This window comes from Mumia sp. ZJ1417 (assembly GCF_014127285.1).
Classification (GTDB): Bacteria; Actinomycetota; Actinomycetes; order Propionibacteriales; family Nocardioidaceae; genus Mumia.
This window is the reverse complement of record NZ_CP059901.1, coordinates 1,192,421-1,210,608: the sequence shown is the minus strand read 5'-3', so window position 1 is coordinate 1,210,608 and position 18,188 is coordinate 1,192,421. Positions and strand designations below refer to the sequence as shown.

The window sequence follows — 18,188 nt, the reverse complement described above, 5'->3', positions numbered from 1 at the left end:
TGCCAGGCCGCGCGGATGGCGGCACGACAGGTGTCAACGCAGTCCGGCGGAACGTCATTCCCCGGCAGTGCCCGAGCGACCGACGCGATGATGGAGGAACTCGTGCACGCCCTCGACGAGCAGCGCGTCGACGGCTGCCTGGTCGGGCTCTGCCCGCTTGGCGACCTTGAGCGAGTGGTCGGCCCCGGGGAGCACGACCATCGACGTGCCGAGGGGAAACTCCGCGGGGGTGCCGAAGGTGTCCCGCTCGCCCTGGACGACGAGCGTCGGGACCCCGGCGCCGAGAAGCTCGTCCGCGCGGCTGCGCTCGGGCCTGCCTGGCGGGTGCAGGGGGAACGCCAGCGCGACGACGCCGACCGCACCGAGCGCGCGCCCGCGCCGGCAGGCCACCCGCGCACCGGCGCTGCGCCCGCCGATGAACAACGGCACCCGCGGCCGCAGGTGGTCGACCAGCGACGTGAAGGACGCATCGAGGACGCTCGGTGCAGAAGCGATGCGCTTGCCGGCGGTCCGCCACGGCATCTCGATCCGCACGACACCGACGCCCAGCTTCGGGAGGCCCGCGGTGAGGACCTCCAGGTCGTGGCTCTCGATCCCGCCGCCGGCGCCGTGCGTGAGGACCAGCACGGCCCACGGGCGGTCCGAACGTCGCGCCACGATCCGACCCGGCCCGTACGGGGTGTCGTACGTGGCCTCGGACAGCGTCGTCATCAGAGGTCACCGAGGCGGGGCTGTCCCCCGTCGTCGGGCTCCGGCTCCCCGTCGGCTGCGATCGGCTCCATCAGCTCGGGGCCGTTGTTGCGGACGTTGTTGACGGACGTGGACACGGGGTACGCCTCGAGCGCACCAGGCGCCGCAGGGACGAGGAGCTCTCCGAGCCGGTCCTTGTCGTCCATCTCGGGGTCGAGCCACGTCGTCCACTGGTCGTGGGGGACGAGCATCGGCGCCCGGTCGTGGATGCGGCCGAGCTCGTCGGTCGCCGTGGTCGTGATGATCGTGAAGGTCCACAGCCACGAGGCCTCGTCGTCCTCAGGACGCGACTTGTCGTGCCAGATCTCGTACAGGCCGGCCATCGCGAGGGTGCCACCGTCGGGGGCGTGGATGAAGTACGGCTGCTTGATCGGCTTGCCCTTGGCGTTGAGCCGGTCGGTCTCGTACCACTCGTAGAACCCGTCGGCGGGCACGAGCGCGCGCCGCTTGGCGAACGCGGCGCGGAACGACGGCTTCTCGCCGAGCGTCTCCGAGCGCGCGTTGATGAGGCGGTTGCCGATCGCGCGGTCCTTGGCCCAGCTCGGGACCAGTCCCCAGGTCAGGGCCTTGACCAGCCGGTGTGTGGTGTCGGGGTCCTCTGACGAACGTCGTTCGAGGATCAGCGGCACGACCTTGGTCGGCGCGACGTTGTAGTCGGGGCGCAGGTCAGGCAGGTCCTCGGCGGGCTCGGCCTCGAACTCGGCGCTCAGGTCGGCGGTGGATCGGGTGGTGGCGTAGCGGCCGCACATGGGACCAGCGTTCCACATCGGCCCGCCACGGGGCAGGACGCCTGTTGACGCGTCACGCACCGACGTCCGCTCGACCCGAGAGCGAGCGGACGCCGGTGCGGTCAGCCGAGCTCGTCCGCGGAAGAACCGCGACCGAGCTCACCGAGCAGGCGGCTCGCTGCCTGCGAGCTCGCCGGGACACCCTCGACCCACACCCGGGTCGAAGGGACGTCGGGCGACTGCGCGATGAGATCGCGCAGAGCCGTGTACCCACGTGTCGCGTCCGACCGGCGGACCAGCGCCACGGCGCGGCGCTCGCCGAGCCGTGCGATGGTCTCGTCGCCGTCGAAGCAGGTCCTCAGGAGGTCCGACACGGCGATCATCGACAGCGATCGCAGCAGTCCGATCTCGGGGCCCCCGGTGGACGTCAGCTCGACGACCACGAAGGCCCACTGGTCCGAGGCAGCCGCACCGTTGCGCTCGGCGAGGCGATAGGCATCGTCGAGCCGGGTTCGCAGGTGCTCGGGCGTCGTCAGACCGGTCAGAGGGTCCTCGCACGACATCGCGTACGCGTCTTGGAGGGCGGTCTCGGTCCACGCGATGCTCATCGCGCGGACCATCTCGTACGGTGGGAGCGAGCCCGAGACGCTGCGGCTCACGTCTTCGACGTCGCGCAACAGCTCGCTCCACCCGATCCCCTCGGCCGCCGCCGCCGTCCCCAGCTCGACGGCAGCACCTTCGGGGTCCCCTCCTCGACGAAGCACGTCGCGCAGCGCGTCCAGGTGGCGCATCGGGACCAAGAACAACGTCTCGGTCGAAACCCGGTACGCCGAGGTGGAGGCTGTCTCGTTGTGCTTCATGGTGGTGAGACGACGGTCGCCACGAACCATGACGCCGGTTCGACAATCTTTTTCTCCGGACTGCCCTCGGCCACGCGTTCTCGCCTACGGTGGGAGGCGAAATGACCGACATTCCTGCCGACCCCACGGTCCCGAGCGACGCTGAGCTGATCTCGGCGGTCCGCGCGGGAGACAACGACGCGTACGGGGCGCTCTTCGAGCGTCACCGCGACGCGGCACGCAGGATGGCCGCTCAGCTGGTCCCGGGCCCCGACGGCGACGACCTGGTCTCTGAGGCGTTCATCAAGGTCCTCGGTCAGCTCCGCGCGGGAGCGGGCCCCGACGTGGCGTTCCGCGCATACCTCCTGACGGCGATCCGCCGCCTGCACGTCGACCGGATCCGCGCCGAGCGGCGGGTCCAGCCCACCGACGACCTCGAGAAGTACGACGGGGGTGTCGAGTTCGACGACACGGCCGTCGCCGCCTTCGAGAACTCAGCGGCGGCCCGGGCATTCGCCTCGCTCCCCGAGCGCTGGCAGCTCGTGCTGTGGCACCTCGACGTCGAGGGCGCCAAGCCTGCCGACATCGCGCCGATGCTCGGCATGACCGCCAACGGGGTCTCGGCGCTCGCCTACCGGGCGCGCGAGGGTCTGCGTCAGTCGTATCTCCAGCTCCACCTCGCCGACACCGCCGAGGAGCAGTGCCGCTGGACCACCGAGCGCCTCGGCGCGTACGTGCGCCAGGGCCTCGGCAAGCGCGAGACCACCCGGGTCCGCGAGCACCTCGAAGAGTGCCCTCGGTGCACGGCCGTCTATCTCGAGCTGGTCGAGGTCAACTCGGGACTGCGCGGCCTGCTCGCCCCGATCCTGCTCGGCGCCGCCGGCTCCGGCTACGTCGCGGCGACCCGCGGCGAGACCGCAGCGGGCACGGCAGCGAGCGGCAGCACCGCAGGCACGGCGGTCGGACGCGCCCGCGACTGGGTGATGGCCGCTCCGTCGCACGGCATCGCCGCCGCCGGCGTCACCGTCGGCATCATCGGCGCCGCCGTGGCCGGCACGCTCCTGGCGATGACGCTGGACATGCAGACCGGACCGACGTCCGACGAGGCCTCCGACGGCCCGCAGCTGCAGCTCCCTGCCCCCTCGACAGGTGGCACTCCCGCTCCGCGGCCGGCTCCCGCCGACCCCGCGGATCCCACAGGCGTGATTCCGCCGGGTCTGACCCTGCCCGGGCCGCTGCCGACGGCCCCGAGCATCCCCGTCACGGACCCCGGCACCGATGAGCCCGACACGGCTCTGCCCGATCCCGACGAGCCCGCTCCCGACGAGACGCCGGACGGCCCGCGCGACGGCGAGGACCCGGCGCCGAACGAGCCGACTCCCACCGCGCCGGAGCCGACCGAGCCGACGCCCACGGAGCCGACACCGACCGAGCCGACGCCCACCGAGCCCACACCGACCGAGGATCCCCCGTCGCCGCCGACCGGCGTCGCGCTCAGCGATGAGTCCGACGGGGTCACCCTGCGCTGGGACGAGGTCCCCCGCGCGACCGGCTACGAGGTCTACCGCGCGGCTGACACCGGCGCCGGGGCCGGCCGCTTCTCACTGGCCGCCGCCATCACTGGTGAGCTGATCTCCGGCCCCGAGCCGCTCACCGCACTGTCGTACGTCGACGTCGACGCGCCGAACGGCGGCCGGGTCCTGTACGAGGTCGTCGCGGTCGGACGTGGCGGCCGATCCGAGACGGCGACCATCGGCCCGTTGACCCTGCCGAGCACGGGGCAGCTCTCCGTACGCCCGATCGGGTTCGGCATCCGCTGTCTCGACGTCCGTGGTCGCCCGGGCGCCGCGACCGTGCGCCTGACGGCCGACTGCTCCTCCGGGACGTCGTGGCGGGTCTGGGACGGGCTCAAGGCTGACGGCTGGGTCGGCCTGAAGGCCGTCTCTGGACCCTTCACCGGGTCGTGCCTCGCGTCCGCGGCCACGCCGCTGATCTCGACCGTCACGATGACCGAGTGCGCGGCCGGCGACGCACGCCAGGAGTGGGACCTCGACCCCACCGACGACACGGCTCAGCAGGTCGCGGCCAGAGCGCGACCAGGTCAGGTGCTCGACGCGACGGTGGCGAGCGTCGGTGGCCCGCTGCTCACCGCGCCCCGCATCGGCGACGACGACCTCGACCGCAACCAGCGCTTCACCTTCTCCGTCGGCCTCGAGAGCGGTCCAGCGAGCTGACGTCCGGAGCACCCTGGCGATCTACGCGGGAACGGCCTACGGTCTGGGCATGAGTGAAGAGACCTATGTCGTCGTGGGCGGCGGACTGGCTGGCGGCCGAGTGGCCGAGACGCTGCGGGAGGAGGGGTTCGCCGGCGACGTCGTCCTGGTGACGGTCGAGGACCGTCCTCCGTACGAGCGCCCGGTCCTGTCAAAGGGCTACATGCTCGGGACCGAGCCGGAGACCGCCGCCTACCTGCACGACGCGACGTGGTGGGCCGACCATGACATCGACGTCCGTACCGAGACGATGGTGACCGGGTTGCGTCCCGCGGACCATGCGCTCGACCTCGAGGACGGCAGCACGCTGTCGTACGACAGGCTCGCGCTCGCGACGGGCTCATGGCCGCGTCGGCTCGACATCCCCGGAGCGGACCTCGACGGCGTGCTGTACCTGCGGGACATGCCCGAGGCCGAGCGGATCAAGGCTGTGCTCGACGCCGGCGGTCCTCTGGTCATCGTCGGCGCCGGGTGGATCGGTCTCGAGATCGCCGCGGCCGCCCGCAGCCACGGCGTCGCCGTCACGGTGCTCGAGACGGCGTCGTTGCCGCTGCAACGCGTGCTCGGTGACGAGGTCGCCACGATCTTCGCCGACCTGCACCGCCACCACGGCGTCGACCTTCGCCTCGGTACGGGCATTGCCGAGATCAGGGGCGACGGCGCAGCCGTGTCCTCCGTGGTCACCAGCGAGGGCGACGTGCTCCCGGCCACTGCGGTCGTGGTCGGAATCGGCGCTGCGCCGCAGGTCGACTGGATCCTCGCCAGCGGCCTGCGTGGCGAGAACGGCGTCGACACGGATGCGAGCCTGCGTACCTCCGACCCGTCCATCTGGGCAGCCGGTGACATCGCTGCAGTCGACAACCCGGCGCTGGGCCGCCGGGTCCGCGTCGAGCACTGGGCGATGGCCAACGACTCCGGGCCCGTCGCGGCCCGCGCGATGCTCGGCCAGGACGTCGTCTTCGACAAGCTGCCGTTCTTCTACACCGACCAGTACGACCTCGGCATGGAGTACGTGGGGCACGTCCCCGACGTCACGCAGACCGAGGTCGTGCTGCGAGGAGACACCGACGCCACCGGCGAGCTCGCGTTCCAGGCGTTCTGGCTGCGCGACGGGGTGGTCGAGGCGGCGATGCACGCGAACCTCTGGGACTCCGGCATCGCGCCGCTCGAGGCACTGGTCGGCAGGCGCGTGGACGCCGCCCGGCTCGCGGACCCGTCGGTGCCGCTCGACGCCGTCGGGGTGTAGCGGTGCCCGCGCCGGGGTAGTAAAGAGCCATGACCCTCCTGCGTACCGCCGCCCGTCCGATGCTCGCCTCGATGTTCGTGTCCGGTGGGGTGAACGCCCTCCGCAACTCCCCTGCGCTCGCCGTCAAAGTCAAGCCCGTCTCCGACAGGCTCGCCGCGCTCGCCGAATCGGTCGCACCCGGCACCCGCCTGCCGACCGACCCCGTGACGTTGGTGCGGATCAATGCGGCCGTTCAGGTGACCTTTGGGACAGCGCTCGCGCTGGGCCGCTTCCCGCGGCTGTCGGCCCTCGTTCTGGCCGGCACCCTCGCACCGACCACCGTGATCGGCCACCCGTTCTGGAAGGAGACCGAGCCCGAGGCGGCCGCCGGCCACCGCAAACAGTTCGTCAAGAACGCCTCGATCCTCGGCGGCCTGCTGATGGCGACGCTCGATCCCGACCCCCACAAGAAGATTCTGCCCCGGCGCGCGAAGGACAAGGTCGTGGAGGCGAGCGAGTCGGTGCAGGAGTCGCTGCACGACACCGCCCACCAGGTGAAGCGGACGCTGCAGCACCACTGAGCAGATGGGTCGCGGGTCGGTGGGGGTCGGATAGGCTCGCACCGATGTCAACGCTGTGGGCCGCCCCGTTCCGGACCGACCCCGTCGACGCCACGGTGGCGTTGCCCGGGTCGAAGTCGCAGACCAACCGCGCGCTGATCCTGTCGGCGCTCGCGGACGGCCCGTCACGGCTGTCGCGGCCCCTGGAGTCGCGCGACACCGCCCTGATGGCAGACGCCCTGCGCGCGCTCGGCGCCACGGTGACTGCTGACAGCGATGGGTGGACGGTCGAGCCGCTCACCAGCGCCGCGCGCGAGGCGGTGACCGTCGACGTCGGGCTGGCCGGGACGGTCATGCGCTTCGTCCCGCCGGTCGCCGCGCTCGTCGACGGCGCGGTGACGTTCGACGGTGACGAGCGTGCTCGGGAACGTCCGATGGCGACGACGATCACGAGCCTGCGCGCGCTCGGTGTGCAGGTCGACGACGGCGGGCGGGCGACGATGCCGTTCACCGTCGTGGGGGCCGGTCACGTCGCCGGTGGCGCGGTCACGGTCGACGCGTCCGCTTCCAGCCAGTTCCTGTCGGCGCTCCTGCTGGCCGGCGCCCGGTACGACGAGGGCGTCGACATCCACCACGACGGGCCGCCCGTCCCCTCGATGCCGCACGTCGCGATGACCCTGACCGAGCTGCGCCGCCGCGGGGTGCACGTGGACGATTCCGTCCCGGGCCGCTGGAGCGTCGCGCCCGGGCCGGTCGCCGCGTACGACGCCGCGATCGAGCCCGACCTGTCCAACGCAGGGGCATTCATCGCCGGAGCGCTGGTGACCGGTGGGCGTGTGCGGGTCCGGCACTGGCCCCGTACGACCGACCAGGCGGGTGACCGGTGGCGCGAGATCGCGACCGCGTTCGGCGCCGAGGTGGCGTTCGACGACGACGACTTCGTCGTGACCGCACCGCGACGGCTGAGCGGAGTCACCCTCGACCTGCGCGACGAAGGCGAGCTGACCCCCGTCGTCGCGGCCGTGGCCGCGCTCGCCGACGGCCCCTCACGACTCACCGGCATCGCGCACCTGCGCGGCCACGAGACCGACCGGCTCGCCGCGCTTGCGACCGAGATCACCCGCATGGGCGGCGAGGTCGAGCAGCTCGACGACGGACTTGCGATCACGCCCCGCCCGCTGCACGGCGCGGCGCTGGAGACGTACGCGGACCACCGCATGGCTCACGCGGCGGCGGTGCTCGGACTCGCGGTGAAGGACACCCAGGTGCACGACGTGGCGACCACCGCCAAGACGTACCCGGGGTTCGCGCAGGTCTGGGAGCGGTTCGCGTCGTGACGCAGCGCTACGACGCCGACCGGCCGCACGAGCAGTTCGATCGTCCGCGTCGCCATACGCGTCCCCGGACCAAGGAGCGCCCCTCGTACGACGACGCCGACGACGGCTGGGTCGTGGGCATCGACCGCGGCCGCTACACGCTGCTCGTCGGCCAGGACGAGCGCGTGGTGACGGCGATGAAGTCGCGCCCCCTCGGGCGCAAGGCCGTCGTCGTGGGCGACCGGGTCCGCGTCGTCGGCGACACCTCCGGGACGCCCGACACGCTGGCGCGGATCGTCGAGGTCGAGGACCGTACGACCCTGCTGCGACGCACGGCAGACGACAACGACCCGATCGAGCGGGTGATCGTCGCCAACGCTGACCAGATGGTCGTGGTTGCCGCGCTCGCCGACCCTCCCCCACGTCCGCGTCTCATCGACCGGTGCCTCGTCGCCGCGTTCGACGCCGGGATGACGCCGCTGGTGTGCCTCACCAAGGCCGACATCGGCGACCCCGCGCCTCTGGTCGCGTCCCTGCTGCCGCTGGAAGTCGACGTCGTCGTCACCGAGCGCGGCGGCGACCTCGAGATGGTGCGCGAGCGGCTGCGCGGTCGTACGAGCGTGCTCGTCGGCCACTCCGGCGTGGGCAAGTCCACGCTGGTCAACGCGCTCGTCCCCGAGGCGGAGCTGACGACCGGCGTCATCAACGAGGTGAGCCGTCGTGGGCGCCACACCTCGACCTCGACGCGTGTGCTCGCGCTGCCGTTCGGCGGGTGGATCGTGGACACGCCGGGCATCCGCAGCTTCGGGCTCGCGCACGTGTCGGTGGAGCGGCTGCTCGCGGCGTTCCCGGACCTCGCCGACGCGGCAGTCGACTGCCCCCGCGGCTGTCAGCACACGGAGGCCGACCCTGAGTGCGCGCTGGACGACGCAGTCGCTGCTGGGACGCTGGACGCCGCGCGCGTCGACTCGTTCCGCCGCCTCCTCGCCTCGCGCGACAGCGCCGACTGACGTTGACGTACGACCCGACATCACGTCCCGACATTGGACCCCGATATCAGAGGTGCGATGTCGGGACGTGATGTCGGGTCGTACGTCCGTCAGGTGCGGAGGCACTCCTCGAGCGACCCGCCGTCGGACGACACGGTCGTCGCGCACCAGACCGCTCGCGAGCCGCGGTCGCCTGTCTCGTACGTGATCCACCCGGCGGTGACGCCGGCGACCGCCAGCAGGACGGCGACCACGGTCGCCGCGGTCCCGGCCGTACGGGTGACGACGATGGCCGCGATCACGGCCAGCACCGCGAGCACGATCGCCGCGTAGAGCAACCTGTCGCCCCAGGTCTGGTGCAGGTCGATCGCCGCGCCAATCTCGCCGGACGCACCGATGCGCGCCTTGAGCTCCTCGCCGGACTGCACCGTCGCGTACGTCCCCGCTGCCGCGGCCACGGCGACGATCGCGAGCGGCCACCGCAGCGCCCAGCGCCACCGTGGGACGAGGAACGCGAGGGTCAGCAACGTCGTCAGAGGGATGAGAACGATCGGCACGTGCAGGAACAACGGGTGCAGCGGAACTCCGTCGATGATGTCGAACATCAGCCCTCCTCGTGGACGGCCTCCATCGTAGGGGCGCGAACCTCTACTGTGGGGCCATGGCGCACTCCCACCACGACGATCTTCGGCTGTGCCACGTGCTCGCCGACAACGCCGACTCGATCTCGATGGAGAAGTTCCGCGCCGGCGATCTCAAGGTCTCGACGAAGCCCGACATGACGTGGGTGACCGAGGCTGACCAGGCCGTCGAGCGGACGATCCGACGCACGCTGCGCAGCGCCCGCACCCGCGACATCGTGCTCGGCGAGGAGAACGGCGAGCAGGTCGGCACCGTGGAGGACGCCACCCGCCGCTGGATCATCGACCCGATCGACGGCACCTCCAACTACGTGCGCGGCGTGCCCGTGTGGGCGACGCTGATCGCGATCGCCATCGAGGACGAGGTCGTCGCGTCCTGCGTGTCGGCACCCGCGCTCGGGCGCCGCTGGTGGGCGTCGAAGGGCGGCGGCGCCTACACCGGCAAGTCGCTGATGTCCGCGACACGCCTCCAGGTCTCCAAGGTCGACCGGATGGACGACGCGTCGCTGTCGTACGCCTCGCTCGGCGGCTGGGAGGAGATCGGCAAGCTCGAGAGCTTCCTCGCACTGACGCGGCGCTGCTGGCGCACGCGTGGCTACGGCGACTTCTGGTCGTACATGCTGCTCGCCGAGGGCGCCGTGGACATCGCCGCCGAGCCTGAGCTCGCGCTGTGGGACATGGCCGCGCTCGACCCGATCGTGCGGGAGGCCGGCGGCACGTTCACCGCGCTCAACGGCCAGCCCGGCCCGTGGCACGGCAACGCGCTCGCGACCAACTCGCTGCTCCACGAGGCGGCGATGGCCTACCTCGGCTACTTCCCCGACACCGAGCCGCACGAGCCCGAGGACGAGCGCACCCCGCCGACCGAGCCCGTCCGCACGAACGTCACCGACCTCGCCTCGCACCGTCGCTCGGACGGTTGAGCGACCGCGCGGACTTCTCCAGCCGTAGGATCAGCCGCATGTCCACGCCGACTCCGCCACCGTCCGACCCCGGCCCACCACCGGGCCAGGGCCCGTCGCCGTACGGCCAAGGACACCCTCCGTACGGCCAGCAGGGCCCGCAGCAACCTCCGTACGGTCCGCAGTATCCGCAACAGCCCTCGTACGGGCAGCAGCAGTACGGCGGGTACGACCCATACGCGAGCGGGCTGCCGCAGTCGAGCTTTCCGATCCCCCGCGACCCCGACGCCCGTCCTGTCACGGTGACGCTGGCCGCCTGGATCACGATCGCGCTGTCGGTGCTGACGGCCCTCGGCTGGATCCTGGTCGCGGTGGCGCTCGGGTGGATGCTCGACGAGATGGCCGAGAACCCGACCGACTTCGACCTGAGCCCCTCCGACGTGCAGTCCGTCCAGGACAACCGTCCCGCGGTCTACGCGATGGTGGCGGTGTTCGTGGTGGCCTCGGTGGTCTCCCTCGTGGTCAGCGTCTTCGTGCTGCGTCGTCAGGCGTGGGCTCGGATCGCCCTGGTCGTGCTGGCGTCGCTGACAATCATCACGAGTCTGGTGATGATCTTGTCGTTCGTCTCCGTGCTGTGGCTCGTGGCGGGGATCGCCGTGATCGTCCTGCTGTTCAGCGGGGGTGCCAACGAGTGGTTCTCGCGCTCCGGTCCGCGGTGGGATTCCCCGTACGGCGGAGGCGGCGGCTACCCCTCGTACGGGCAGCAGGGGAGCACGTACGGGCAGCAAGGGCCTCCCGCGGGCTGGTGAGAGTGGCCCGGATCACGCTAGGTTGAGCGCATCGGCCACGTGTGAACCCAGGGGGAAGCGATGAAGGTCAGTGACGTCGTCACGTCGAAGGGCAGCACCGACGTGTTCACCATCGCCCCCGACGCAGCGGTCTCCGCGCTGCTCGACGAGCTCGACGCACGCAACATCGGTGCCCTGGTCGTGAGCGAGGACGGCATCCACGTCGCCGGGATCGTGTCGGAGCGCGACATCGTGCGCAAGCTGCGCAGCACGAGCGACCCTTTGACACAGCCGGTGTCGTCGATCATGACGTCCGAGGTCCACACCTGCGGGCCGGATGACTCCATCGGTGCGCTCCTCGAGATCATGACCAACGAGCGCATCCGCCACGTGCCGGTCGTCGACGAGGACGAGGCGCTGGTCGCGATCTTGTCGATCGGCGACGCGGTGAAGTTCCGGATGCAGCAGCTGCAGTTCGAGCGCGACCAGCTCAACCAGTACGTCGCGTCCGCACGCTGACCCGGTGTCGCCCGATCCGCCGCGCACCGACGTCACCCGTCTGCCGGGCAAGCAGCGCCGCGACCGAGCCGCCCTAGACCGGCTCCTCGACTCCGTGCGCGTCTGCCACCTCGGCGTGGTCGTCGACGGTGCACCGCTCGTGGTCCCGACCGCGTTCGCGCGCGAGGGCGACCGGCTGCTCCTCCACGGGTCCACAGGGTCGCCCTGGATGCGCGTGGTGGCCGCAGGGGCGCCGGTCTCCGTGGCCGTGACGGCGCTCGACGGGATCGTGGTGGCGCGGTCGACGTTCGAGTCGTCGCTGCACTACCGAAGCGCGGTGCTGTTCGGCGCCGCTTCGGTGCTGCCGGACGATGAGCAGGTCGCGGCGTTGGACCGGCTGACCGATGCGCTGATCCCGGGCCGCGCGGCGGAGGTGCGGCCGTCGACACGCCGCGAGCTGGCTGCCACGCTCGTGCTCGGGCTGCCGATCGAGCGCTGGTCGCTCAAGGTGTCCGACGGGTGGCCGGAGGACGAGGACGACGACATCGCTGGCGAGGCCTGGGCGGGAGTGGTCCCGCTGCGCGAGGTCGCCGGTGCTCCGGTCCCCGCGCCCGACCTGCGCACGGGGATCACGGTGCCGCCGTCCGTACGGGGCCTCGCCGAGGCAAGGCACCGTACGGACGCGGAACCGTCGGACTAGTGCCCGCCCTTCCCCTTGCCATGGCCGGGCGCTGCCGTCCCGAGCGGCACCAGCACCGGCGTGCCGATGGACAGGCTCGTGTTGGCGAAGTATTGCCGGTACGCACGGTTCCACCCGGCGAAGTCCGCCGCGGCCGCGCCTGACGGGTTCTGGAGGACACCCGCATCGTGATCACGTCGTCGTACGAGAGACCCGCTTCGCGAGGTTCTCGCCGAGGCGGCGCAGCGCGTTGATGCCCTGCGCCTCCGCGTGTTGGCACCGATCGCGATGCCCTCGGCGATCATCGGGTTGCCTTGGCCCGCAGGCAGGACAGAGACGGCGGTGCCGGGCCGAGGGGCCCCTCAGAATTGCGGTGTCGACCCCGTGAAGGGGACACGAGGCTCAGCCCCGCTGCTCCTCGGACCGCTCACCGGCCCAGAGCGTGTGGAACGTGCCGGGTTTGTCGACGCGCCGGTAGGTGTGAGCGCCGAAGTCGTCGCGGAGGGCCTGGATTAGCGCGGCCGGCAGTCGCTCGGCCCGCAGGGCGTCGAAGTATGCAAGCGACGAGGCGAACGCCGGTGCCGGGATGCTGGTACGGGCGGCGATCGCGACGACGCGGCGCCAGGACTCTAGGCCCGCTTGCACGGCGTCGACGAAGTACGGGGCGACGAGCAGCGACGGCAGGTCCGGATCGCCGTCGTACGCCTCGCGGATGCGGTCGAGGAACCGCGCCCGAATGATGCAGCCGCCACGCCAGATCGTCGCCATCGCCCCCGGATCGATCCCCCAGTCGTACGCGCGCCTCCCGGCCAGGATCTCGTCGAAGCCCTGGGCGTACGCGACGACCTTCGACGCGTACAGGGCCCGGCGGACGTCGTCGACGAACGTGTCGTCGTCGTCCGGCCGCCACCCGGTGTCCGCGTGCGCGTCGGGATAGGCCGTACGGGCCGGCTCGCGCTGCTCGGTGTGCCCCGAGACCGAGCGCGCGAACGTCGCCTCGGCGATGCCCGTGACCGGGACGCCGAGGTCCAGCGCGGTCTGGACCGTCCAGCGTCCGGTGCCCTTCTGCTCCGCCTCGTCCCGCACGACGTCGATGAACGGTCGCCCGGTGGCGGCGTCGGTGTGGGCGAGCACGTCGGCGGTGATCTCGATGAGGTAGGACTCGAGGTCGCCCTCGTTCCACTGCGCGAAGATCTCCGCGATCCGCGCCGGCTCCGCGCCGAGCCCGTGCCGCAGCAGGTCGTACGCCTCGGCGATCAGCTGCATGTCGGCGTACTCGATCCCGTTGTGGACCATCTTGACGAAGTGCCCGGCGCCGTCCGGGCCGACGTGGGTGCAGCACGGGGTGCCGTCGACCTGGGCGGCGATGGTCTCGAACATCGGCCCGAGCGTCTCGTACGACTCAGCGGAACCGCCCGGCATGATGCTCGGGCCGTTGAGCGCGCCCTCTTCTCCGCCGGAGACGCCCGCGCCGACGAAGTGGAGTCCCTTCTCGCGCAGCGCAGCCTCGCGCCGCCGGGTGTCGAGGAAGTGCGCGTTGCCGCAGTCGATGACCACGTCGCCCTCGTCGAGCAGCGGGACGAGCTCGTCGATGACCGCGTCGGTGGGCTCGCCCGCCTTGACCATCACGATGATCGGGCGTGGCTTCGCTATCGACGCCACGAAGTCCTCCAGCGACTCGGACGGGACGAAGGTGCCCTCGTCTCCGTGGTCGGCGACCAGCGACTCCGTACGGGCATAGGTGCGGTTGTGCAGCGCAACCGGGAAGCCGTGGCGGGCCAGGTTGCGGGCGAGGTTGCGGCCCATCACGGCCAGGCCGGTGACGCCGATACGGGCGTTCGGGACGTCGTTCACGCGTCCTCCTCGTAGTCGGGGCTCGGGCTAGGAGCGCTGCGACGCGGCCGCGGTCGGCTCGAGGTCGGCGAGCGCAAGCGGATGTCGCAGCGGGCCGAACGGATGGGTACGGGTGAGGGTGAGGTCGCGGTCGACGTGCAGCAGCTCGCCGGACTCCAGCGCCGTCCAGCCGGGCTCGTCGTCCATCTCCTCGGTCGCCACGACCACGGTCCGGTGGTCGTCGTCGGCAGGATCCACACGGGCATGGATGCGGTCGCTGGCGCCGTCCCACCCCTCGGTGCCCGGGACGCGCTCGGCCCGCTCGAGGAACCGCAGGGGGTGCACGTCCGGGTAGCGCAGCGCCCAGAGGTCCGTCGCGGTGGTCAGGACGAAGTTCAGGGCCAGCACGGGCAGGTTCTCGGCGATCCAGCTGATCGCGTCGTGCACGCCGTCTGCCACGTCGCCGCTGTTGCGGCGGATCTCCGCCGTGATCAGCGCGAAGACCCGCTCACTGTCCGTCTGGCCCTCGACCAGCGCGCTGGCACCGACGTCGGCCAGACGGGCGTCGAGCGACTCGAGCCCGCCGACGACGCCGTTGTGGGCGAACAGCCGGTTGTCGAGCTCGAACGGGTGCGTGTTGGCGACGGTGTGCGCACCCGTGCTGGCATACCGGACGTGCGCGACGAACGTCGTCCCGTGCATGGTCTTCGCGTCGCGCGCGAAGGCCGTGTCGTCCCATGCATCGATCGGCTGCTTGTCGATCCGCGCGGCACCATCGGGCTCGAAGACGCCGATGCCCGTCCCGTCCGGGTTGCGACGGCCCTGCGACCGCAGACTGTCGGGGGCGTCGAGCAGCCAGAAGGTCGCGGTCATCGGATGACGACCGCACTGCAGACCGAACAAGCGGCACATGCCCTCAGCGTCTCAGCGCTCGGGCGATCCCGCTCGTCACGCGGGCCCTACGGACGCCTGCGCTCAGGCGCGCTGGCGTCGCGCGATCGCTGCCGCCTCCGTGCGGGTCGACGCCCCGAGCTTGGCGAGGATGTTGGAGACGTGGACCGAGACCGTCTTGGTGCTGATGAACAGCAGCGTCGCGATCTCGCCGTTGGTACGGCCCTCGACGAGGTGCTCGAGGACCTCACGTTCACGAGCAGTCAGCGGCTTCTCGCCGGCGACGTGGGGCTTCGAAGCGGCCGAGGTGGCCGCTGCCGTGGTCGAGCCCGCGAGCTGCTCGAGCACGCGGGTGAGCGGTGCTGCGCCCAACGCGACGGCCTGCTCGTGCGCGCTGCTCGCGACCTCCTTGGCGCCTGCCACGTCGCCGCTGGCCTGCAGGACTGCCGCGAGCCGGGACGCGGAGCGGGCCTCCTCGTAGACCTGTCCGAGCTCGGCGAACGCCTGCGTGGTCTCGCGCCATGCGGTGAGCAGCGCGGGGAGCGCAACCTCACCCCCGACGATCCAGCGCAGACGCAGGATCTCGGCGTCCAGGCGCAATGACCACGCGGCTCCCTCGGGACCGAACGGGCCGCGCTGCTCGATGACGTGGTCGGCGACGGCCCGCAGCTGCTCTGCGCGCGTGAGCCACTCGCTGCGCTCGGCGGTCGACGCGTGGCCCGCCTCGTCGGCGAGGCGTCCCACGAGCAGGCCCCCCATCCGCAGGCGAGCCGGGACGAACTCACCGTCCCAGTCCTGGGTCAGTGTCATGACCAGGTCGTCGTGCCAGCGTGTCGCCTCACCCGCATCGCGGGCCAGGTCGATGGCGGCCGTCGCACAGTGGATGGCGAGGACAATGTCCTTGTGCCAGAGGGCGCGCAGTCGCTCGGCCGTGCGCAGCGCCGCGCCGTCGCCCCGGCCTGCCGAGACGAGCAGACCGACGGCCTCGAGATCAGCTGCGGGGACCTTGGGCGGCTGCAGCATGCCGACGTCGCAGAGCTCGAGGACAAGGTCCCAATGACCGAGGAGATAGGCCGTGACCGACGCGAAGAAGCGGCCGTCGAAACCGTACGGAGCCCATTGGCGACCGGCCTGCACGGCCGTCTTCATCGTCCGGAGGAACTCGGCCTCAGCGCGGTCGAGCATGCCGCGTTCGTGGTAGTAGAAGGCGAGGTGGTGGCGAGCCCTCAGCTCTGCCACGACGTCGCCCTCGGTCGCCGCAATCTTTGCGACCTCGAGGAAGCGGCGCTCGTCGCCCTCGGGGTCGTCACCGATCCGAGCACGCGCCCTAGCCTTGGTTGCGGCAGCGTCGGCCACGAGCCGGTTGAGACCCAGCCGCTGCCCTAGTGTCATCGCCTGGGTCGCCCAGCGGATCGCCTCGTCGAAGTGCCTCTCGTTGGACGCGGCACGGGCAGCGAGCTCCTCGACGGAGGCCCGCAGCGCAGTCGGCTGCTCGGGAACGAGCACGAAGAGCTCCTCGAGCGCCTGGCGCGGCTCGACGATCCGATCGGCCATCAGCGCCGCCGTGCCGTACGCGACGAGGAGCCGCGCCCGGTCCTCCACAGGCAGGTCGTCGGCCTGCTCGAGGAAGTCGCCGACGAGCACCCAGGCTCGGCGTACGTATCCGGCTGCTGTCTTGGCCTCGCTCGCGGCGATCACCAGACCGACGACGTCGGTGCCCTCAGGGGCAGCGGACACCACCGAGAACGCCCGCTCGTAGTGGTCCGCGGCCTCGTCGTGGCCCGCGACGCGGGTCGCCCGCTCGGCAGCGCGGACACTGGCCGTGAACGCGACCTCGTCGAGACCTGCCTCGAACGCGTGCCGCGCGACGTCGGCCGAGTCGCCACGGCCGCTCAGCACCTTGACGTATGCCGCGTGGATCCGACGTCGCTCGGCCGGCAGCAGGTCGTCTCGTACGACCTCGGCGAGCAAGGCATGTCGGAAGACGTAGCCGTCGCTGCGGGTCCGGGAGAGGATGCGGTGGTCGAGTGCGGCGCGGACACCGTCCTCGATCGTGCTCGGTGGCAGGTCCACGACGGCGGACAACAGCTCGTCGCTCACCTCACCGACTGCACAGGCGAGCGCACGCACGACGTGTCGCCCAGCGTCGTCAAGGCGGTCAAGCCGCACGAGGAGCAGATCGGCCAAGGTCGGAGGCAGCGGGCCGTTCTTGTCGTCGACGTCGAGCAGCTCCTCGACGATGAACGCGTTGCCCTCCGCGCGGCGGAGGATCGCGGCCAGCCCGCTCGCACCGATCGCGCCGGCGTCGCGCGAACGCACGAGCGCCCGAACCTCGTCGTCGGCGAGCGGGCCGAGGTCGAGACGCTGGACACCGGGCAACCGGCTCCACTCCGCGACGTCGGCGCGCAACGGGTGGCGGCGGTGCAGGTCGTCGCTACGGTAGGAGACGACCACCCGGACGTCGCCCTCGTACCGCTGGGAGAGCACGTAGCGGATCAGGTGCCGTGTGGAGGCGTCTGCCCAGTGGGCGTCCTCGACGATGAGAAGGACGGGACGGCTCGCGCCGAGCAGCTCGAGCGCGGTCACGACCGACGAGAAGAGCTCGCCGCGGTCCACGCCCGCGCCGTCCGCGGCACCCCACATGAGCGGACCGAGCGGGGGCATCGCGTCGGACATGGACGTGCGGGTGGCGTCGTCCAACCCCGCCAGCATCTCGGCGAAGGGCTGGAAGGGGATCGCGCTGTCGCCGAGATCGACGCAGTGGCCCACCATGACGCGGTGGCCTCCGTCGGCGGCAAGGACCGCGAGCTCGCGAAGCAGGCGAGTCTTGCCGATGCCGGCGTCGCCGCTGAGGAGGACACCCCCGCGGGCCTCCGGGTCAGCGACGCCGGTTGCGGCGAGCAGGCGCGAGAGCTCGGTCTCACGCCCGACCAGGGGCTCGGTCGGTCTCCACTCGGCGGACATGAACCCATGATCGCCCAAGACACCGACAGGATTCGACTCAGATTCGTGGGCCGACACCGCGCCCTGGGTCACCGCCGAGCCCGGCGCGTGCGACGCCGGACGGTACGGCGACGAGGGCGCGGGTGGGCGTCCTCGATACGGCGCTGCATCTCGGTCTCCACGTAGTACTCCGGATTCAGGATCATGACGTCAATGCTCGTCGTCTGAGGTAGCCGCAGGCATCGGACGAGTTCCTTAGTAAGGGTCCACGACTACCTCAGATCCGGGACGTATCCGTGAACCCAGGTCTTGCCATTTGTTGTTGGTTACGCA

General features: G+C 71.4%; 17 protein-coding genes. 9 read left to right on the top strand and 8 right to left on the bottom strand.

Annotated elements, in window-relative coordinates:
* Window positions 1-54 precede the first annotated feature (54 nt).
* The 3 genes from H4N58_RS05750 to H4N58_RS05740 form a co-directional block, all read right to left on the bottom strand.
* The gene (locus H4N58_RS05750) at window positions 55-711 is read right to left on the bottom strand and encodes an alpha/beta family hydrolase (RefSeq protein WP_167007444.1); all 657 of its coding nucleotides are present in this window, start codon (window positions 709-711) and stop codon (window positions 55-57) included.
* A complete protein-coding gene (locus tag H4N58_RS05745) occupies window positions 711-1,499 on the bottom strand; it encodes an SOS response-associated peptidase (protein ID WP_167007441.1) in 789 nt (262 codons plus the stop codon). The genes H4N58_RS05750 and H4N58_RS05745 overlap by 1 nt, the downstream gene beginning before the upstream one ends.
* Before the next feature lie 101 nt (window positions 1,500-1,600).
* Window positions 1,601-2,338, bottom strand: coding sequence for a hypothetical protein (locus H4N58_RS05740; protein ID WP_167007439.1), 738 nt, complete (start codon window positions 2,336-2,338; stop codon window positions 1,601-1,603).
* A 101-nt stretch (window positions 2,339-2,439) separates the two neighbouring features.
* Between H4N58_RS05740 and H4N58_RS05735 the strand changes: the two genes are divergently transcribed.
* From H4N58_RS05735 to rsgA, 5 genes are read left to right on the top strand one after another with little or no spacing between them, the layout of a single operon-like run.
* Entirely contained in the window at window positions 2,440-4,551 is a 2,112-nt protein-coding gene (locus H4N58_RS05735; protein WP_167252020.1) for a sigma-70 family RNA polymerase sigma factor, read from the top strand.
* A 49-nt stretch (window positions 4,552-4,600) separates the two neighbouring features.
* Window positions 4,601-5,836: an NAD(P)/FAD-dependent oxidoreductase gene (locus H4N58_RS05730; protein WP_167252021.1), complete on the top strand. Its 1,236-nt coding sequence runs from the start codon at window positions 4,601-4,603 to the stop codon at window positions 5,834-5,836.
* A gap of 29 nt (window positions 5,837-5,865) precedes the next feature.
* Complete coding sequence (locus H4N58_RS05725; RefSeq protein ID WP_167007429.1) at window positions 5,866-6,396, top strand: DoxX family protein; 531 nt, start codon at window positions 5,866-5,868, stop codon at window positions 6,394-6,396.
* A 44-nt stretch (window positions 6,397-6,440) separates the two neighbouring features.
* Window positions 6,441-7,712 (top strand): 3-phosphoshikimate 1-carboxyvinyltransferase, encoded by a 1,272-nt coding sequence (gene aroA, locus H4N58_RS05720; RefSeq protein ID WP_167252022.1) that lies wholly within the window; start codon window positions 6,441-6,443, stop codon window positions 7,710-7,712.
* Window positions 7,709-8,701: a ribosome small subunit-dependent GTPase A gene (gene rsgA, locus H4N58_RS05715; protein ID WP_167252023.1), complete on the top strand. Its 993-nt coding sequence runs from the start codon at window positions 7,709-7,711 to the stop codon at window positions 8,699-8,701. Before aroA ends, rsgA begins: the two co-directional genes overlap by 4 nt.
* A gap of 89 nt (window positions 8,702-8,790) precedes the next feature.
* Here the strand turns inward: rsgA and H4N58_RS05710 are convergent, their stop codons facing one another.
* The gene (locus H4N58_RS05710) at window positions 8,791-9,285 is read right to left on the bottom strand and encodes a DUF2231 domain-containing protein (protein ID WP_167252024.1); all 495 of its coding nucleotides are present in this window, start codon (window positions 9,283-9,285) and stop codon (window positions 8,791-8,793) included.
* A gap of 56 nt (window positions 9,286-9,341) precedes the next feature.
* On the opposite strand from H4N58_RS05710, the gene H4N58_RS05705 reads away from it, so the two are divergent.
* The 4 genes from H4N58_RS05705 to H4N58_RS05690 are packed head-to-tail and all read left to right on the top strand — an operon-like array spanning window position 9,342 to window position 12,209.
* The gene (locus H4N58_RS05705; protein WP_167007420.1) at window positions 9,342-10,244 is read left to right on the top strand and encodes an inositol monophosphatase family protein; all 903 of its coding nucleotides are present in this window, start codon (window positions 9,342-9,344) and stop codon (window positions 10,242-10,244) included.
* A 38-nt stretch (window positions 10,245-10,282) separates the two neighbouring features.
* Window positions 10,283-11,032: a hypothetical protein gene (locus H4N58_RS05700; protein ID WP_167007418.1), complete on the top strand. Its 750-nt coding sequence runs from the start codon at window positions 10,283-10,285 to the stop codon at window positions 11,030-11,032.
* A gap of 60 nt (window positions 11,033-11,092) precedes the next feature.
* Entirely contained in the window at window positions 11,093-11,530 is a 438-nt protein-coding gene (locus H4N58_RS05695) for a CBS domain-containing protein (protein WP_167007415.1), read from the top strand.
* Between the two features lie 4 nt (window positions 11,531-11,534).
* Entirely contained in the window at window positions 11,535-12,209 is a 675-nt protein-coding gene (locus H4N58_RS05690; RefSeq protein WP_167007412.1) for a pyridoxamine 5'-phosphate oxidase family protein, read from the top strand.
* Here H4N58_RS05690 and H4N58_RS05685 read toward each other — a convergent pair.
* The 4 genes from H4N58_RS05685 to H4N58_RS20805 form a co-directional block, all read right to left on the bottom strand.
* Window positions 12,206-12,493 (bottom strand): hypothetical protein, encoded by a 288-nt coding sequence (locus H4N58_RS05685; protein WP_243845184.1) that lies wholly within the window; start codon window positions 12,491-12,493, stop codon window positions 12,206-12,208. The genes H4N58_RS05690 and H4N58_RS05685 overlap by 4 nt on opposite strands.
* A gap of 97 nt (window positions 12,494-12,590) precedes the next feature.
* Window positions 12,591-14,042, bottom strand: a complete 1,452-nt coding sequence (gndA, locus tag H4N58_RS05680; RefSeq protein WP_208322960.1) for an NADP-dependent phosphogluconate dehydrogenase — start codon at window positions 14,040-14,042, stop codon at window positions 12,591-12,593.
* 27 nt (window positions 14,043-14,069) lie between these two features.
* Window positions 14,070-14,933 carry a class II glutamine amidotransferase gene (locus H4N58_RS05675; RefSeq protein ID WP_167007409.1) on the bottom strand — a complete coding sequence of 288 codons (864 nt, stop codon included), beginning with the start codon at window positions 14,931-14,933 and terminating at the stop codon, window positions 14,070-14,072.
* 63 nt (window positions 14,934-14,996) lie between these two features.
* Window positions 14,997-17,876: an AAA family ATPase gene (locus H4N58_RS20805; RefSeq protein WP_167007406.1), complete on the bottom strand. Its 2,880-nt coding sequence runs from the start codon at window positions 17,874-17,876 to the stop codon at window positions 14,997-14,999.
* Window positions 17,877-18,188 lie beyond the last annotated feature (312 nt).

Coding starts and splice junctions, on each gene's coding strand:
- H4N58_RS05740 (WP_167007439.1), bottom strand. CDS start 2,338: ATGAAGCACAACGAGACAGCCTCCACCTCGGCGTACCGGGTTTCGACC.
- aroA (WP_167252022.1), top strand. CDS start 6,441: ATGTCAACGCTGTGGGCCGCCCCGTTCCGGACCGACCCCGTCGACGCC.
- H4N58_RS05750 (WP_167007444.1), bottom strand. CDS start 711: ATGACGACGCTGTCCGAGGCCACGTACGACACCCCGTACGGGCCGGGT.
- H4N58_RS05685 (WP_243845184.1), bottom strand. CDS start 12,493: ATGATCGCCGAGGGCATCGCGATCGGTGCCAACACGCGGAGGCGCAGG.
- H4N58_RS05730 (WP_167252021.1), top strand. CDS start 4,601: ATGAGTGAAGAGACCTATGTCGTCGTGGGCGGCGGACTGGCTGGCGGC.
- H4N58_RS05675 (WP_167007409.1), bottom strand. CDS start 14,933: ATGTGCCGCTTGTTCGGTCTGCAGTGCGGTCGTCATCCGATGACCGCG.
- H4N58_RS05710 (WP_167252024.1), bottom strand. CDS start 9,285: ATGTTCGACATCATCGACGGAGTTCCGCTGCACCCGTTGTTCCTGCAC.
- H4N58_RS05695 (WP_167007415.1), top strand. CDS start 11,093: ATGAAGGTCAGTGACGTCGTCACGTCGAAGGGCAGCACCGACGTGTTC.
- H4N58_RS05705 (WP_167007420.1), top strand. CDS start 9,342: ATGGCGCACTCCCACCACGACGATCTTCGGCTGTGCCACGTGCTCGCC.
- H4N58_RS05700 (WP_167007418.1), top strand. CDS start 10,283: ATGTCCACGCCGACTCCGCCACCGTCCGACCCCGGCCCACCACCGGGC.
- H4N58_RS05735 (WP_167252020.1), top strand. CDS start 2,440: ATGACCGACATTCCTGCCGACCCCACGGTCCCGAGCGACGCTGAGCTG.
- H4N58_RS05725 (WP_167007429.1), top strand. CDS start 5,866: ATGACCCTCCTGCGTACCGCCGCCCGTCCGATGCTCGCCTCGATGTTC.
- H4N58_RS05745 (WP_167007441.1), bottom strand. CDS start 1,499: ATGTGCGGCCGCTACGCCACCACCCGATCCACCGCCGACCTGAGCGCC.
- H4N58_RS20805 (WP_167007406.1), bottom strand. CDS start 17,876: ATGTCCGCCGAGTGGAGACCGACCGAGCCCCTGGTCGGGCGTGAGACC.